At 58.2% G+C, this 16424-nt stretch carries 13 protein-coding genes; 7 read left to right on the top strand and 6 right to left on the bottom strand.

Annotated elements, in window-relative coordinates; all coding sequences use genetic code 11:
* Positions 1–34: 34 nt before the first annotated feature.
* Positions 35–502, top strand: a complete 468-nt coding sequence (locus tag D9N14_RS19530) for a MarR family winged helix-turn-helix transcriptional regulator (RefSeq protein WP_290582907.1) — start codon at positions 35–37, stop codon at positions 500–502.
* 10 nt (positions 503–512) lie between these two features.
* Here the strand turns inward: D9N14_RS19530 and D9N14_RS19525 are convergent, their stop codons facing one another.
* The gene (locus D9N14_RS19525; protein ID WP_290582905.1) at positions 513–1046 is read right to left on the bottom strand and encodes a hypothetical protein; all 534 of its coding nucleotides are present in this window, start codon (positions 1044–1046) and stop codon (positions 513–515) included.
* A gap of 210 nt (positions 1047–1256) precedes the next feature.
* Here D9N14_RS19525 and D9N14_RS19520 point away from each other — a divergent pair, with 210 nt between their 5' ends.
* The gene (locus D9N14_RS19520; RefSeq protein ID WP_290582903.1) at positions 1257–2324 is read left to right on the top strand and encodes an SDR family oxidoreductase; all 1068 of its coding nucleotides are present in this window, start codon (positions 1257–1259) and stop codon (positions 2322–2324) included.
* 13 nt (positions 2325–2337) lie between these two features.
* Here D9N14_RS19520 and D9N14_RS19515 read toward each other — a convergent pair whose 3' ends face one another.
* The 3 genes from D9N14_RS19515 to D9N14_RS19505 form a co-directional block, all read right to left on the bottom strand.
* On the bottom strand, positions 2338–4026 hold the full coding sequence (locus D9N14_RS19515; protein ID WP_290582901.1) for an OmpP1/FadL family transporter: 1689 nt from the start codon (positions 4024–4026) through the stop codon (positions 2338–2340).
* Between the two features lie 226 nt (positions 4027–4252).
* Positions 4253–4915, bottom strand: a complete 663-nt coding sequence (locus tag D9N14_RS19510) for a DUF2959 domain-containing protein (RefSeq protein WP_290582899.1) — start codon at positions 4913–4915, stop codon at positions 4253–4255.
* A 133-nt stretch (positions 4916–5048) separates the two neighbouring features.
* On the bottom strand, positions 5049–6521 hold the full coding sequence (locus D9N14_RS19505) for a cytochrome P450 (protein WP_290582897.1): 1473 nt from the start codon (positions 6519–6521) through the stop codon (positions 5049–5051).
* A 205-nt stretch (positions 6522–6726) separates the two neighbouring features.
* On the opposite strand from D9N14_RS19505, the gene D9N14_RS19500 reads away from it, so the two are divergent.
* A complete protein-coding gene (locus D9N14_RS19500) occupies positions 6727–9144 on the top strand; it encodes an efflux RND transporter permease subunit (RefSeq protein ID WP_290582895.1) in 2418 nt (805 codons plus the stop codon).
* Between the two features lie 196 nt (positions 9145–9340).
* Entirely contained in the window at positions 9341–10819 is a 1479-nt protein-coding gene (locus tag D9N14_RS19495) for an N-acyl amino acid synthase FeeM domain-containing protein (RefSeq protein WP_290582893.1), read from the top strand.
* 79 nt (positions 10820–10898) lie between these two features.
* Here D9N14_RS19495 and fabV read toward each other — a convergent pair whose 3' ends face one another.
* Positions 10899–12080 (bottom strand): enoyl-ACP reductase FabV, encoded by a 1182-nt coding sequence (gene fabV, locus D9N14_RS19490; RefSeq protein WP_290582891.1) that lies wholly within the window; start codon positions 12078–12080, stop codon positions 10899–10901.
* Positions 12081–12299: 219 nt separating this feature from the next.
* Between fabV and D9N14_RS19485 the strand changes: the two genes are divergently transcribed.
* From D9N14_RS19485 to D9N14_RS19475, 3 genes are read left to right on the top strand one after another with little or no spacing between them, the layout of a single operon-like run.
* Positions 12300–14057 carry a 2-oxoacid:acceptor oxidoreductase subunit alpha gene (locus tag D9N14_RS19485; protein ID WP_290582889.1) on the top strand — a complete coding sequence of 586 codons (1758 nt, stop codon included), beginning with the start codon at positions 12300–12302 and terminating at the stop codon, positions 14055–14057.
* Positions 14050–14853: a thiamine pyrophosphate-dependent enzyme gene (locus D9N14_RS19480; protein WP_290582887.1), complete on the top strand. Its 804-nt coding sequence runs from the start codon at positions 14050–14052 to the stop codon at positions 14851–14853. Before D9N14_RS19485 ends, D9N14_RS19480 begins: the two co-directional genes overlap by 8 nt.
* Entirely contained in the window at positions 14850–15365 is a 516-nt protein-coding gene (locus D9N14_RS19475) for a ferritin-like domain-containing protein (protein WP_290582884.1), read from the top strand. Before D9N14_RS19480 ends, D9N14_RS19475 begins: the two co-directional genes overlap by 4 nt.
* Positions 15366–15382: 17 nt before the next feature.
* Here D9N14_RS19475 and D9N14_RS19470 read toward each other — a convergent pair whose 3' ends face one another.
* Positions 15383–16402 (bottom strand): AraC family transcriptional regulator, encoded by a 1020-nt coding sequence (locus D9N14_RS19470; protein ID WP_290582882.1) that lies wholly within the window; start codon positions 16400–16402, stop codon positions 15383–15385.
* Positions 16403–16424 lie beyond the last annotated feature (22 nt).

The following is a 16424-nucleotide window of genomic DNA, read 5'->3' as shown; positions in this document are numbered from 1 at the left end:
GTATACTGGCGCAAATTATCGGGACAAACAGTTTATGAACAAGCCGCAAGCCAATGAAGTTTTTGATTCCGGTTATCCGGTGAATCTCATGCAGTTGTTACTGGTGTATTACGACTGGTTTGATGCCAGCCTGCAGAAAGTGTTGGAGTCCAGCGGCGAGAAAGCCTTCAGCAAAGCCCAGTCTTCCATTTTTATGAATCTGGCGGAAGGTCGGAATACAGCGGTGGAAATCGCCCGTCATATCGGTGTGAGCAAACAGGCGGTGAACAAAACGGTGAATGAGCTGGTGGAGCGGGGTTTCCTGACACTGGTCACCGACAGTGAGGACAAACGCAGCAAGCGGATTCTGCCCACCCGCGCCGGGCTGGAAAAAGGCCGGCAGGCGGCCAAAGCGCTGCATGAGTTGGAGCAGGAACTGGCCCGCCGTATCGGGCGCGACAAGGCAGAGGCCCTGCGCGCCATTCTGGAGGTGTCCCCTGGTATGGTGTACGAGCAGCGCTAGGGTAAGCGATTCACAAAAACGCGGGTTTCACGATGGCCAGAAAAATCACCAGGGGCATAAAGATTGTGATCAATGGCGTGGTGATGCGGAAGAAGCGCCAGTGGTGCTGAATGTAGCGTTGGTATTTTTCCGGTGTACCGCGGGTGCGAATCCGATATTTATTGCCACCCATATGGGATAGCCAGTAATCCGCCACTTCAATGGGAAAGAACACCAGCACCACAATGGACAGTTTCAGCAGCAGCCAGTGAAAATCCAGATTCCAGTTGCCCAGCACAAACAGCAACCCCCCGCTCAGCAATAACACGGGAAACGCCGTGTGTTCCACCACCGCGCCCCGGTCAAACTGTTCGAAAGCCCAATCCCGCCGTTGTCTCAAGGCCGCATCATCGGGATTCTTACGCCATTTCACATACGCCGGTTTCAGGTACGAGGTATAGGCAATTGCGGTGCTCCAGGACCAGGCCATCACCGCAAACACATGCACAAATTTCACCACCAGATAATGGGGCCCCAAGGTCTCGCGCAGGAATTCAATCATCATTTACGTCCCATTGTTCTTGTTGGGAGTAGTCTAGCGGGGTCTGGCAACATGGTCAACCAGTGTTGACTATATTCGGGTGAGTTTGCCGGGGAGTATCCTGCTGGGCGTGCCGGGGCTGCCGTTGACGCCCGGCGGCAGAGCCATTGAGTTGTCCGCTGAATTGGCATAGGGTTCGCTACATTGAAGACTGACCCAATAGATGGACCGAACATGGAACAGACAATCGATAAAAGCAAACCGATTCTGGTCACCGGGGCATCCGGTTACATTGCCAACTGGATCATCCGCTACCTGCTGGAGGCCGGCTGCACGGTACACGGCACGGTGCGCAATCTGAACAACGAAAAGTCCGTTGGGCCCCTGCGCCAGATAGAGGCAGCTGCCCCGCAGGGTACCTTGAAACTGTTCCAGGCGGACCTGTTGGCCGAAGGCAGTTTTGATGCGGCCATGGCCGGTTGCGAAGTGGTGATGCACACTGCCTCGCCGTTTCTGGTGCGCGGCTTCAAGGACCCGGAGCAGGCCCTGATCAAACCCGCGGTGGAGGGCACCCGTAATGTGCTGGAGGCGGCCAATCGTACCACCAGTGTGAAGCGGGTGGTGTTGACCAGCAGCGTGGCGGCGGTGTTCGGTGATAACGCCGATCTGCGTAAAAACCCCCGTGGCTACTTCAATGAAGAGGACTGGAATTTCTCCAGCAGCCTGGATCACCAACCCTATTCCTATTCCAAGTTTCTGGCGGAAAAAGAAGCCTGGAAAATCCACGCTGCCCAATCCCGCTGGCGCCTGGTGACCATCAACCCCAGCATGGTGGGTGGCCCGGCCCTGACCCGCTACAGTCAGTCCACCAGCATTGATACTCTGCGCAGTCTGGGTAATGGCAAGCTGTGGCCCGGAGTGCCGCAGATGCGGTTGGGGTGGGTGGATGTGCGGGATGTGGCGCGGGCGCATGTGGAGGCCGCGTTCCGCCCGGACGCAGAAGGCCGCCATATCATTTCCAACGGCGAGCCCACCATGCTGGAGATTGCTACGATCCTGAAACGGCATTTCGGCAGCCGCTACAAATTTCCGTTCTTCGAATTACCCAAGTTCATTGTGAAGTGGTTCGGCCGTCTGTTGGACGCCAGCGCCAAGCCCCGCTTCATTGAGCAGAATGTGGGGCATGCGCTGAAGTTCGACAACAGTCGCAGCAAGCAGCGCCTGGGGCTGCAGTACCACCCGCTGGAGCAGACCTTTGTGGATCATTTCCAGCAGCTGATTGACGACGGCATGATCCGCTAACGCACAGGCGCCCTTAAAACTTGCGATCGATGGACACGGCCACCAGGTAAGCGTTCACCTCATTCTCGAACGGCGTGGCAAAGTAGGGGTTGTACACCACATCCCCTTCCTTACAGCTGTTGGCGTTGCGGGATTCGCAGGCATCGGTTTTGGTGTGGGAGTACAGGTAGCCCACAGCGGCTTCCACCCGGGTGATGTGATCGTATTGCCAACCCACCCCGGCGCTGAACAGCTCGGCGTCGCCGATGGGGAACAAGAGGTCGGTGCGGTCATCGGGAATGGCGGAGCTGCGGGGCTCATAACCGGCCCGCAGCACCAGGTTGTTGTTCCACTGGTATTCGGCACCAATGGCCCAGGACCAGGTGTCCTCGTAGCCCCGGGGGATGCGCAGTTCATCGGGGTCGGCATAGTCCAGCCCGGCAAGGGTGTTGATCACGCTGGCGAGGGTCAGGAAGTCGTTGTTCTGGCTGAAACTGAAGGTCAGTTCGTCCCAGCGGCTGTATTCGATCCACTTGGCGTCCAGGTTCACCCGCAGGCGCGGCAGCAGTTGCACGGATGCTCCGAACGCAACCGATTGCGGCACAATATACTCTGACTTCACTGTACCTTTTTCCACCGCCACGGCATTCACCAGGCCGCCGTCCAATACCGCCAGCACCGCATCCAGGCCGCCTTCCTGCAAACCCTCCATGGTGTGGATAAAGTTATCCGTGTATTCCATGGAGTAATCCCCTTCCAGTTCGGCAATGGATTCGCTGCGATAGCTGAAGCCCAGGGTCAACCAGTCATTGGCTTCCCACAGCAGACCGAAGTTAAATCCCACCGAGAACAGATCCTCCATCTCCATGGTGAGCAGGCCCACGTTGTCGTAGGGCCCCAGGTCAATAGCGGGCAACGGGCTGTCGGGAATGGAATTGAGATTGCGCAGGTAGCCCAGGGTAAGGCCGGAGGCGCGGAAATTGGTTTTGATGCCCAGGCCATGATAGGAAAAGGTGATGCCAGCCCCGGCAGACAAGCGGTCGGTGATGCGCACGGCCACAGTGGGGGAGAAGTAGGTGAGCCGGGTGAGCCCCACCTCCTGACCCTGGTAGGCGCCACCGCTGTCGATGTCGCGACTGTAGCCGATGCCTTCCGGTACATACACCGCAGAACCGAAAGCCCAGTCGCCGGACGGCCCTTCGAAGGCCATACCGCCCATGGGCAACAGCAGCACCGGGCTCTCCTGCAGCCCCATAAACGGCACCATCAGCACCGGGTTGCCGGTGGTGGTGATCGTGTTGGCCACCGGGTCTTCACCCCAGCACAGGGCGTGGGCCCGGGCCACCTCATCAATGTCCGTGGGGTCGGCAATGGGATAGTCATCCTGGCACTGCTGGGTCAGGTTGTAATAGAGCTGCTGGTCGCTGATGGGATCGGGGTTGGGGTCATTGGGATCAAAGGGAACGTCATAGACGTCGGTCGGCAGGGTGGGTTCGCCGAAGCGGGACTCAATCTCCACGTTGGCCAGCAGGAACTTGAGATTGGCCTGGCGCCCCTGAATCTGCACCAGCCCCGCCGGATTAAAGTGAATGGAATCAATGCCCGGCGGATCGGCTGTGACCGCGTTGGCCAGACCGAGCGCTTTGGGGCTGCCGATGGACAGGTTGTTAAGAAGCTGGGCTGACGCTTCCGTGGCCATGAAGCTGCATGCCATGGCCAGCATTGGGGTTACCGCTGATTTTTTCATTGTTGTTGTTTTTATTGTTGGTTGGGTGAATCGAAACACTGCCACCGACCTTGTTGGTACTTTAGTGCTAAATGGGGTCGACGGTCAATAGATTGAACAATACAAATCAATCGGCGGGGAAATGCTAGTAAAATAAGGACAAGTTTTGGGCGCTTGGGGCAAAGTGGTCCAGCGCCCGGGGTGGTCAGCTATTCTGGTGCGATCAGCTATCCTGGTTGAGTTCGGCGATAAAGGCTTCGGACTGGGCGATGGAGGCTTCCATATCCTTAATCAGGCGGGCCACGTTGGTTTCGATGCTGCGCAGCTCGCCTTTCAGGCCATCGATGGCGCGGGCGTTGAGGTTGTGCTTGAGATACAGAACCTGATCCTGCAGTGCTCCCAGCACCGGTTGCATGCGGGATTCTGCCTGGCGCATGGACTTGATCAGAACATTGTATTTCTTTTTGGTGGCCGCCAGCTTTTGTGCGCTCTGTTTACGCAGGTTGCTGTTGGTATAGAGGGAGAGCTCCTCTTCCCATTCCTCGAACAGGGCTTCGGATACACTCTGCACGGCGTTGATGCGTTCGCTCACCGCTTCGGCGGCTTTTTTGCTGCCTTCGTACTCGTCATTGAGGGCGTTGTATTTGTCCAGCAGATCCTGGTCTTCGATTTTGATCAGTTGCTGGTACTGCTCCAGGGCAGAGGCAAACTGCTCCTTGGCGTCTTTCTGGGCGTCCTGCACGTCTTCCACCCGGTCCACCAGAATGTCCCGCTTGTGGTAACCCACCTGTTCCATGGCATCGTAATACATGCTCTGGCAGGCGCTGAGCAGCACGGCGATCAGGCTCAAGATAAACAGGCGTATGGGGGACTGCGTCATGGACATAGGGGCTGGCTCTCGCAGGCAGACGTGGAAAATTGGCACTCATCATAACAGCTGATGCCGATATTGCCAGCGCATCACGGACAGGGTCTGGGGCCGGGCGCGGTGGGTCCGGCCCGGCACATGGGGGGCGCTTTTAGCTGGCCGCCTGCAGGTCGGCCTGGGGGATGCCGTAACTGGCCGGACGCACCTTGGTGACGGTGACCGGGACGCCGCCCTGGGGCTCGGTTTGACCGCTCACCTGTTGTTGCCCCGGCCATGCTTCGGTGTGGGCATAGGGTGAATCGAATTCCACCCGGCGGGCAAGCTCCGCGAAGATGATGCGCAGTTGTTGTTTGGCCTGGTTGGAGCCCACGCAGGCACGACGACCTCCGCCGAACGGGTAGTACTCAAACGGGCTCGGCAGTTTGCCTTCCAGCCAGCGCTCGGGGCGGTATTCCAGCGCATCTTCACCCCACACATCCTTGCGGCGATGGGTCAGGTAGGCGGCCGCCAGTACGTTGGTGTTGGGCGGCAAGGTCAGTGGGCCGATCTTGGCTTCCTTCACCAGGCAGCGCATGGTGCCTACGGCGGAGGGGGTCAGGCGTTGTGATTCCGACAGGCAGGCGTTCAGATACGGCACTTCTGTGATCTTCAGGGGATCAAAACGGCCTTCCGCCGCCACTGCGGCCAGTACGGTGTCGTGCATTTTCTGGTACACGTCCGGTCGCTTCAGCAACCACAGCATATACCAGGCGGAGGTGGCGGCACTGGTCTCATGCCCACCCACCAGCATGCCCATGGACTCGGAGATCACTCGTTCCTCTGACAGCAGTTCGCCATCCTCGTAGTGCGCGTGAGAGACCGTGTAGAGCAGGTCGGTGCGAGCGCTGTCTGGATGCTGGCGTGCCTCGCGAATGTCCTGGCGCATCAGGTCCGCCAGTTGTGCTTTCAGTTCGATGGAGTGGGACCAGGGCAGGATGCCTTTTTTACCGCTGCCGAAGTTGCCGGAGGCGGTTTTCTTCAGGTAGGCGGAATGCAACCGGTTACGCCATTTTGATGGGCCGTACATGGTGCCCAGCAAAAACATGGTGTTGTTGGTGGAGGCCTGAATCCATTGCAGCATCAGATCCCGGTAGCGGTCTTTCTTGGGGCCGTCGCGCAGGCCCAGCAGGGTGTAGCAGGCGATGTCCAGGGTCATGTCCCCCACCAGGCGGGGCACATCGAACTCGTCGCCTGGTTGCATGGCATCAATATGCCGGGTCACGATCTCGTGCATGACCTGGGCGCGGTCCTGCAGGCGCTTTGACACCAGGGTGGGAATCACCACCTTGCGGGAATGGGCGTGCTCTTCGTTATTGAGGAAACCGGTCTGGTTGTCACCGATGTCGATGGGGATCGCCAGTTTTGATTGGTCGATCTGATCCGGTTTCAGGCTGAAAAAGCTTTTCACCATATCCGGTCGGCTTACCCACACCATGGGCTCCATACCGGGCAGGTTGAGGGTGAACGCGTCACCGAATTCATCGGCACACTGTTGCAGATAGTCGTAGATGCTGAGGCCCATTTTCAGGCCCTGTCTGAATTTGAATTCCTTGGGGCCGGGTGGCAATTGGGGGTGGCTGCTCATGGGGTGGCTCCTTGGGTGGCGGTGATCTGTGGTTGATTTTTGTTATTGGTTGGTGCAATCTCGTGAGTATACGCCGTATACTAAAATGGAAGCCGGGGACAATGCAAGGTGCAATTCGACGAGGTGGGGGTCAGGTCTCGGTCAAAACACCGCCTTCTGCCCGGATAACAACAATAAAAAACAGGCAATTCAGAGAGATAGAGCAATGAAATTCGATCCTTTCCGGGGCCCGGGCTGCGACCACAATACACAGCCGGATCTGGTGCAGCGGGCCCAGCTGTTTATCATCAACCACCCCTGGTTCTGCATCCTGTTTTCCCTGGCCTGGGTGGTGGTGTCCGGCTTCGGTCTGCAATATGCCGAGATCAACAACGACTCCAGAGCCCTGTTTGCGGCGGATAATCCGGGTCTGCAGCGATTGTTGGCGGTGGAGGATCAGTTCAGCAAGGACGACAACGTCATCATCATCGTGCGCCCCCAAAATGGCGACGTATTTACCCGTGAGCATTTGCGCCTGTTGCTGGATCTCACCGAGCAGGCCTGGACCATTCCCCAAACGCAACGGGTGGATTCCCTCACCAACTTCCAGCACACCGAGGTCAGTGGCGATGAGTTGGAGATCCGGGATCTGGTGGAAGACCTGGATGCCCTGAGCGACGCGGACCTGCTCAACATCAAGCGCATCGCACTGCAGGAGCCCAACCTGGTGAACAACGTGGTCTCGGAATCCGGCCATGCCGCCTCGGTGTCAGTGACCGTGATTACGGAAGACCGACGGGCTCAGGATGCGCCCAGGATCATGGCCTATGTGGATGCCATGCGGGATGAGTTTGAACGGCAGTATCCGGACGTGGATATCATGTTGACCGGTACGGTGTCGTTCAAAAGCGAATCCAACGCCACCACCGAACGTGAACTCAGTTCCACCTCCATCTACAGTGCGGTGGCCATCCTGATTTGCCTGTTCATCATGTTGCGCAGTGTGGTCTCCGTGATTCAGACCATGCTGGTGATCACCATGTCCATCGTCATTGCCATGGGCACCATTGTCTGGCTGGGCGTGGAGGTGACCCCGGTGATGGGTGGGGCACCGGCCATCATCCTGACCTTGGCGGTGGCAGACAGCATTCACCTGCTGATCACCTATCAGCACCAGATCCGGCAGGGGGCAGACAAATACCAGGCCACCTACGAAACCCTGCGCGTCAACGCCCAGCCGGTGTTCCTCACCAGTCTGACCACCGCAGTGGGCTTTCTGTTTTTGAACAGCTCCGAATCCCCACCCTTCGCCGACATGGCCAACATGGTTTCCATCGGTGTAATGGCGGCCTGGTTTCTCAGCGTGGTATTCCTGCCAGCCCTGTTGGTGATTCTGCCCCAGCAACGTTTTCGCGGCGGCGATCACGATCACCGCATCATGGACGGCTTTGCCGACTTTGTGGTGGATCATCGTAAGCCGGTGTTCTTCGTCTCGTCGTTGGTGTTTCTGGGTTTGGCTCTGCTCAGTTCCAAAAATGAATTCAATGATGTGTGGATGGAATACTTCGACGAATCCTACGAAGTGCGCCGGGCCACGGAATTCATGGTGAACGAACTGACCGGGAATCATCGCCTGCAGTTTGCGTTTCCCTCCGGCGCGGCGGCCGGGATCATGGAACCGGAATACATGCAGGGACTGGATCGGTTTGCCCGCTGGGCCCGGGCCCAGCCGGAAGTGGAGTATGTGTCCACCTTTTCCGACACCATCAAACGGCTGAACCGGGATATGAATGGTGGCAATGCAGACTACTACCGCATTCCCGAGCAGCGGGATCTTATCTCCCAATATACCCTGATGTTTCAGATGTCGTTGCCGTTCGGCCTGGGCCTGGAAAACCAGATCGATATGGATCAATCCACCACTCGGGTCAATGTGCTGCTGGGTGGGGTGACCTCCAATCAGATTCTGGATTTTGAGGCGCGGGCGGATCAGTGGATTCAGCACAACCTGCCGGCGAATATGCAGGTGCGCGGGGTGGGATTTGATTTGTTGCTGGGGGAACTGTCCTATCAGAACGGGCAGGGTATGCTGGTGGGTACGGCACTGGCCCTGGTGGTGGTGTCGGTGCTGCTGATTATTGCGCTGAAATCAGTGAAATACGGTCTGTTGAGCATGTTGCCCAATCTGTTCCCAGCCATCATCTCGTTCGGCATCTGGGCACTGATTGACGGATATATTGGCATCTCGGTCAGTATCGTGGCCTGCATGACACTGGGTATTGTGATCGACAACACGGTGCATTTTCTTACCAAGTATATCCGCGCCCGTACAGAGGCCAACCTGCCCACCATAGAGGCAACCCGTTACGCTTTCAAGACAGTGGGCATTGCGCTGGTGGCCACCACGCTGGTGATCTCTGCCAACTTCGGCATGATGTCTTTTTCCCACTATTATCCCAACGCCAGCATGGGGCTGTTGACCGCCATCACGGTGGCGGTAGCGTTAGCGGTAAATTTTTTGTTTTTTGTCCCGGTACTGTTGTTTGTGGATAGCCGAAATTCACCGGATCAAACCCGGGGTGCGCCGGTACCCCACGCAGCGCCACCGAATTCCAAGGGGATTTCCCTGCAGCAGACCGTTTAACGCAAAACATGAACACGGACAACGGAACGGTTACATTAACCTGGGCCGCGTTGCTTTCGTTAACCAAATAATGTTTGGCAAACAATTAAAAAAGTGATTAGATTATAAACATCGTTACCGTGGCTGACCGATGGGGATGCGGTGTCAGCGGGTATTGAATACGTAATCCTAAGCAACCTGAAAAGACGTAGCCTATATGGAAACCATCGTTAAGTTTTCATCTAGGGAAGGGCGCCGCATTGTGCGGCAACAATTGAATGGAAATCATGGGGTGGATGCGACTTGGGTTGCCGGGTCGCTCCGGGTACCGGCAACATTACTGGATATTTCAAGTTTGGGCTTTGCCTTGTTGCTGCCGGCAAAATTCGAGGCCCAGTTGAAAGTGGGTGAAGCCGTTCGGCTGATTGTGAGCCCATTGCTGGGCGTGTCATACAACGTTAATGGTTTGGTGATTGATAAACAAACCAGCGGCGATACGCTTAAACTGTCGGCCGTCATCGAGCACGAGACCAGTCACGGTCACTCGACGCTGACGCCGATTGAACTGTCCCCGACGCACCGCATTCGCGGTCAGTTTCAACATCCGTTTTTCTATCGGCAAAATTTCTATTTTGATGTGGAAAGTCTCTCCGCCCGCGGGTTTTCGATCAGTGGTGTTGACGCCGGCTGCGTGTTGTTCAGTGGTATGCGCATCACCCTGCGCCTGGGGGTGTTTGACAGCGACCGAACCATCGAAGGTGTGGTCTATGATGTGTCATCCGATGACAGTAGCGGGCAACGTTGCTTTGTGCGCATAGAGGCAATGACCAGTGAAGTGGAAAAGCAATTGGCGCAATATTGTTTTCACTACTTGCGGAAAACACCACGGGATTTGCGTAGATCGGGTTTACGTTCCTACTTCGTGAAAGGCTTTGTGCAATTCAAGTTTGTCGAAACTCAGCAGGAATACGAAGATGTGCTGGCCCTGCGTCGCCGTAATTACGCCGCGGTCCGCAAAGTGGATTCCGACGTGCCGTTGAAAAAGCTGTCGTATTTTTTTGATCGCTACAGCCGCATTCTGGTGGTGTATCACCAGGGTAAAGCCATCGGTTCGGCCACCATCATCATCGGCAAGCGCGGCCTTGAACCCATGGAAGTGGAAGTGCTGATGTCCGAAGGGGATTTTCAGCAGCTGCCGCCCTATGAAAAAACCTTTGAAGTGGCGGCCCTGTGTCTGGATAAAGGCTATCGTGATACCGACATCCTGCATGGTATGTTTGAACATATCTACAAATACGCCATGATGCACGGTCGCAATTACATTGTGATCAGCACCGACAAGTACTTAATGGATATGTACAAAACGGTTGGGTTCCAGGATACCGGATTCAGCTTTGTACAACCCAAATACCGCAACCTGAAAATGAGCGTCATGATCATGGATGACCTGACCACCAAATGGGGCAAGGGCATGAACCCGGTGACCTGGTGGGGGGTGTGGGGTAGTGTCAGTCTGTACCTGTATAAACGTCGGGTCATACATTACACACTGCCGGAAAAACTGCGGGTGTATGGCAGTCGCTGGCTGTTTGGTGTGACCCTGAAATACCGACAGTTTGCCGCTTATGCGCGGGAGCGGTACGGACAGCAACGCCAGTCGGTTTATCATCATTGGAAACGGGCCAACAGCCGTTAACGTGCTGATGTAACAGGGCAGCAAAAAAAGGCCGCTGGATGCGGCCTTTTGTGTGTTCTGGCGTGAAGTAGGTGGTTGGTTACTCCACCAGATGATTCACCGGCACTTCCGGGTCCACATCCGCCGCGTAGTCCACACCGTCTACATTGAACCCGAACAGCTGCATGAACTCCGTGCGGAATCCCCTGAAATCGCTGATCTCGTTCAGGTTCTCGGTGGTGACCTGGGGCCAGAGTTGCTCGATCTGCTGTTGCACCTCGGGGGTGATTTCCTTCTCGTCCACCCGATTGCGACCTGCGTCATCACGGCGTGGTGCGTCGTTGTACAGGCACTCACTGAACAGGCGATAGATTTGCTCGATGCAGCCTTCGTGTGTGCCCTGTTCTTTCATGATGCGGAACAGTAACGCCAGGTACAGGGGCATTACCGGAATCGCCGCGCTGGATTGGGTGACCACCGCTTTCAATACCGATACGCGGGCGTCGAAGCCCTGCTCCCGCAGCGCGCTGGCGGCCCTGTCCAGGTCTTTCTTGGCGGCGCCGATGGTGCCATCCCAGTAGATATCCCGGGTGACCTTTTCCCCCACATAGGTGTAGGCGGTGGTTTTGCATCCATCAGCTAGGGCTCCGGCTTTGCTCAGCGCCGCCAGCCACATTTCCCAATCCTCACCACCCATCACGGCTACGGTGTTGTCGATTTCGTCCTGGCTGGCGGGCTCCAGAGTGAATTGCTTGATGATTTCCTTGTCGGTGTCCAGGCCGGTCTGGGTAACGGCTTTGCCGATGGGCTTGAGGGTGGAGGAATGCAGCTCACCGGTATCCGGATGCTGGCGGCGGGGCGACGCCAGGCTGTACACCACCAGATCCACCTGGCCCAGATCCTGTTTGATCAGGTCAATGGCCTGTTCCTTGATGGCATGGGAGAAAGCATCGCCGTTGATGTTCTTGCTGTAGAGACCGGCGCCATCGGCGGCCTGCTGGAAGGCGGCGGCGTTATACCAGCCGGCGGACGCGGTGCGTTTGCCCTGGGCCGGCTTCTCGAAAAAGATACCGATGGTGCTGGCCCCGCCACCAAACGCCGCAGTTATGCGGGATGCCAGACCGTATCCGGTGGAGGCCCCGATCACCAGTACCCGCTTCGGCGCATCTGCAATCTTCCCCTGCTGCTGCACAAACTCGATTTGCCGGGCGACATTGGCCGCGCAACCGGCCGGGTGCGATGTGGTGCAGATGAATCCTTTAACCCTTGGTGAAATGACCATTATGAATACCTTATATTCTGTTTGTTCTGTGCTTTGAAGTCGATGCTGTCGCGCCATTTTAAAGGGCTGTCCCGGGGTTTGGCCAGTTGCGGCCCGGCCTGCCGGGGCAAATATTATGTTTGCTTACAATTTGCCGTTGCTTGAGCCAGAGCAAGTGCAGCACCCGGCGGCAGTGCTAGAGTAGGCGGAAATAACCTGATACAGGACAACGGGAAGAGGATGAGGAACCTTACCATTGCGATGACCGGCTCCGGTGGGACGGGGGTGGTGGCGCTGGGCGAAATGCTGTTGCGGGCGGCGGCAGGCGCTGGTTATTACGGTATTTTGCGCAAAACCTTCGGCCCTCAGATTCGGGGGGGAGAGTCGGCGGCGGTGGTGCGTCTGGGCCCCCGGCCCCTGGCCAGCTTTTGCGGTGAGATCGACCTGCTGCTGGTGTTGGATTGGAGTCACTTTCAACGCTTTGCGGACGAGATCCCGTTATCTGCATCCACACTGATCATTGAGGATGTTGCGGCCGGTGCACGCCCACAGCAACTTGCCTCTGAGCTACTGGCTCGGGAGCAGGGCGTGCAGGTGCTGGACTTCAGCGGTCTGGCGCAGGCACAGGGCTCGGCCCACAGTAACATTGCCCTGCTGGGCTATGTGGCCGCCTGGCTGGGTTGCGATGGGGAACCTTTGCAATCCGCCATCGACCACCGTTTACATAAGCAGGGGGCCGAGGTGGTTGCCCTCGCCCACAGCGTTGCCCGGGCCGGAGCCGAACTGCTGCAACAGGCCCCCATCAACCTTCAGCCACCGGATGCCGGCGCTGCGGCAGAATCCCCCTGGCTGGCCACCGGCAATCAACTGGCGGGCTTGGGGGCGCTGGAGGCCGGTATCCGGTTTGTGGCGGCGTATCCGATCACGCCCGCCTCGGACGCGCTGGAGTGGATGGCGGGCCGGATCGAGTCCCTGGGTGGACGTCTGGTGCAGGCGGAAGACGAACTGGCGGCGGTGAACATGGCCATCGGTGCCGGCTTTGGTGGAGTGCCGGCCATGACCGCCACATCCGGGCCGGGGTTGGCACTGATGAGTGAAGCCATGGGGCTGGCGGTGGCCAGCGAAACCCCGTTGCTGGTTCTGGATGTGATGCGGGGAGGGCCGTCCACCGGCATCCCCACCAAAAGTGAGCAAAGTGATTTCAATCTGGCGGTGTACGGCCTGCATGGTGACGCTCCCCATGTGGTGGTGGCCGCTTTATCGCTGGCGGATTGCCACTACAGCGTGGCCTGGGCGACCCAATTGGCCAGTGAGCGACAGACCTTGGTGCTGGTGTTATCCGATCAGTTCCTGGGGCAGTCCATGCAGGTGCTGCCGCCGCTGCCGTCGTTGCCGTTTCACGCCGAGCTGTCCCGGGCCAGTTTGCCGCCGCCGGCGGGTGCTGACTATTTTCGCTACCTGGATACCGATTCGGGCATTTCGCCCATGGCGCTCCCCGGTCAACCCGGTGGTGAGTATACCGCCGATGGGTTGGAGCACTCCCAGAGTGCGGTGCCCTCGGCGCGGGCGCAGGATCATGAGCAGCAGTTGGCCAAGCGCCAGCGCAAGCTGCAGAGCCTGGCCGCCAGCACCCAATGGGGGGAAGTATCGGCGCTGCCCCAGGCGCGAATCCTGATCCTGTGCTGGGGGTCATTGTTCCCCGTTGCCCTTGAAGCGCAGCAGCGTTTGCAGGAGAGGGGCACGCCGGTGACCGTGGTGGGCGTGCGCCTGCTGGCGCCGCTGCCACTGGAATCCCTGCTGCGCAGTATGCAGGACATGGCGCAGGTGTTGCTGGTGGAGCAGAATCATCAGGCCCAGTTCGCTCACTATCTGCAGTCTCAGCTGACGCAGGCGCAGCGTGCCGGGTTGCCGGAGTTGACATGCTACAGTCGGCCCGGGCCGCGCTTGTTTACCCCGCAGGAAATCATGCAACAGGTGGAGGGATTGCCGCGTGCTTAAGGCCAAACAGTATAAATCCGGTGTGAAACCCATCTGGTGCCCCGGCTGTGGTCACTACAGCGTATTGAACGCCATCACCAAGGCCTTCGCTGCCCTGGAACAGTCACCGGAGCAGGCAGTACTGGTGTCCGGCATTGGTTGTTCCTCGCGTCTGCCGGCGTACCTCAACAGTTATGGATTCCACGGTGTCCATGGGCGCGCGCTGCCGCTGGCGACGGGCTTGAAAGTGGCGCGACCGGATCTGAATGTCATTGCCCTGGGGGGCGATGGCGATGGCTTTTCCATTGGTGGAAACCACTTCCTGCATGCCTGCCGACGCAATGTGGATCTGGTGTATGTGGTGATGGACAACGAGGTCTATGGCATGACCAAGGGCCAGGCTTCACCCACCACCCCCGAGCACTGGCAACACAGCAAGCTGACGCCCCATGGTCCGGAAGTGCGTCCGTTCCAGCCCTGCGCGTTGGCGTTGGCGGCGGGGGCCGGCTTCATTGCCCGGGGTCACTCCGGTGATCCCAATGGCCTGGCGCAGATGCTGTTTGCTGCGGTCAAGCATCCGGGCTTTGCGTTTGTTCAGGTGTTGAGTCAATGCGTGACCTTCTGCCCGGAGCAGGTGCAGTGGAAAGAACAGGTTCACGCAGAATCCGTGGGTACGGATAATCCGGCAGAGGCCGCCCATTTCCTGCACAGCGATGACGGCTTTGCCAAGGGCATTTTCTATTGCAATCCGCGCACTCCCTGGCCGCTGCCCCATGATTCGCAGGCCACTGACCTGCGGGAGGGTTTTCGACTGTGAACACGGCACTCTACGAAGATGAACTGCTGTTCCTGGCCCACAGTGTCACCTTGGAGCAGGAGGCCGCCGAGCGGCTCTACGAACTGGCCGATACGTTGGAGGTGCACAACAACCGTCCCCTGCATGCCTTGTTTCTGGAGCTGGCCCAGCTCAGTGAGCGGCATGCCAGCGACGTCCTTGCCCACTGTCAGGGCCGCCAGTTACCCGCCCTGCAGGCTTGGGAATACAGCTGGCCGGATGCAGAGTCGCCGGAAAGTTTTCAGTACAGCCAGGTGCATTATCTGATGAGTGCCGAGCAGGCATTACAGGTGGCGCTGGAGGTGGAGCAGAACACCCTGGGCTTCTATTCGGATGTGGCCCGGCGCACAACGCAGCCTTCATTGCGGCAGCTGGCAGAGGGCTTCGCCCGGGAGGAGGCTGAACACGTCAAGGCGGTGCAGGCCCGATTGCAGGCGTTGCAGTGTCCGGCGCTGAATAACCTGGATCTGGACCCGCCCCACAGTCCGGAATAGCCTGGGCAGCATACAGCTTATTGTGCCAGTAGCTGGCGTTTGTATTGCCCTGGTGACAGCCCGGTCCAGTTTTTAAACGCGCGCACGAAAGACGCGGTTTCGGTGTAACCGCTTTTGACCGCGGCTTCCTTCACCGACGCGTTCTGGCTAAGCCAATAAATGGCCCGCTCCCGGCGCACTGTGTCTTTCAGGGTTTGGAACTGGGTTCCTTCAGCGGTGAGTTTGCGGCGCAGGGTGCGGGAGGTCATGTGCAGTTGCCCGGCCACGTCCTCCACCGAAACCTGTTGCAGGTCGGCACTGTGTTTCAGCAAATGAGTTACCCGTTCCGTCAATTGCTCCACAAACTGCAGTTTGCGGAACCACACCAACGGCACTTTGGCCAGGTAGCGCCGCAATTGTTCGCCGGTGCGCTGTATCGGCCGATCCATCATGTAGGTGGGCCACACCAGGCAGTTTTCCGCTTGCCGGAAGCGGGCCGGGCAGGGGAACAGCAGCGGGTACTCGTCCCGATGTCGGGGCTCCGCCATGGCCATGTGCACGGCATTCAACGGGATCACTTCAGCGATCAGCCAGGAGGGAAACCGGTGCCAGATCAGCATCAGCAGTTCGGTCATCACGCAATCCGGGTCTTTGTCCGGCTGGCTCATGCGCAGGGACAGGCGGGTCACGTCTGCCGCCTCCTGGATGTCGAACCATACCGATCCGGTCACCAGCCGGTAAAAGCGCCGGGTCTCCACCAGGGCATCCCGCAGGGTGGCACAGTGGATGAGCCGTTCTGCCAGCAGGGTAAACACCCCAAAGCGGGCCCGCTCGGCCGCCAGCCCCATGAATTCATCGTCGGAATCCACCATCACCTTGTGCAACAGCCTGGCCAGTTGATAGGGCGCCAGACGGCTGTGATCGTCCTGCAGCAGGGCAGGGGTGAGGGCTGCGTACGCCATCAGGGCACCGCAATCGAGCTGCAGGCGCCGCCCCCGCTCCAGATACGCGCGGGCAAAGTGAATGGAGACCGTATGATTGGTGTAATGGGCTTTCATCAGAAAGGCGTAAATGTCCGAA

The sequence above is a fragment of the Ketobacter sp. genome (assembly GCF_003671495.1).
In the GTDB taxonomy this organism is placed as follows: domain Bacteria; phylum Pseudomonadota; class Gammaproteobacteria; order Pseudomonadales; family Ketobacteraceae; genus Ketobacter.
This window is presented reverse-complemented; position numbering and strand designations above follow the sequence as displayed.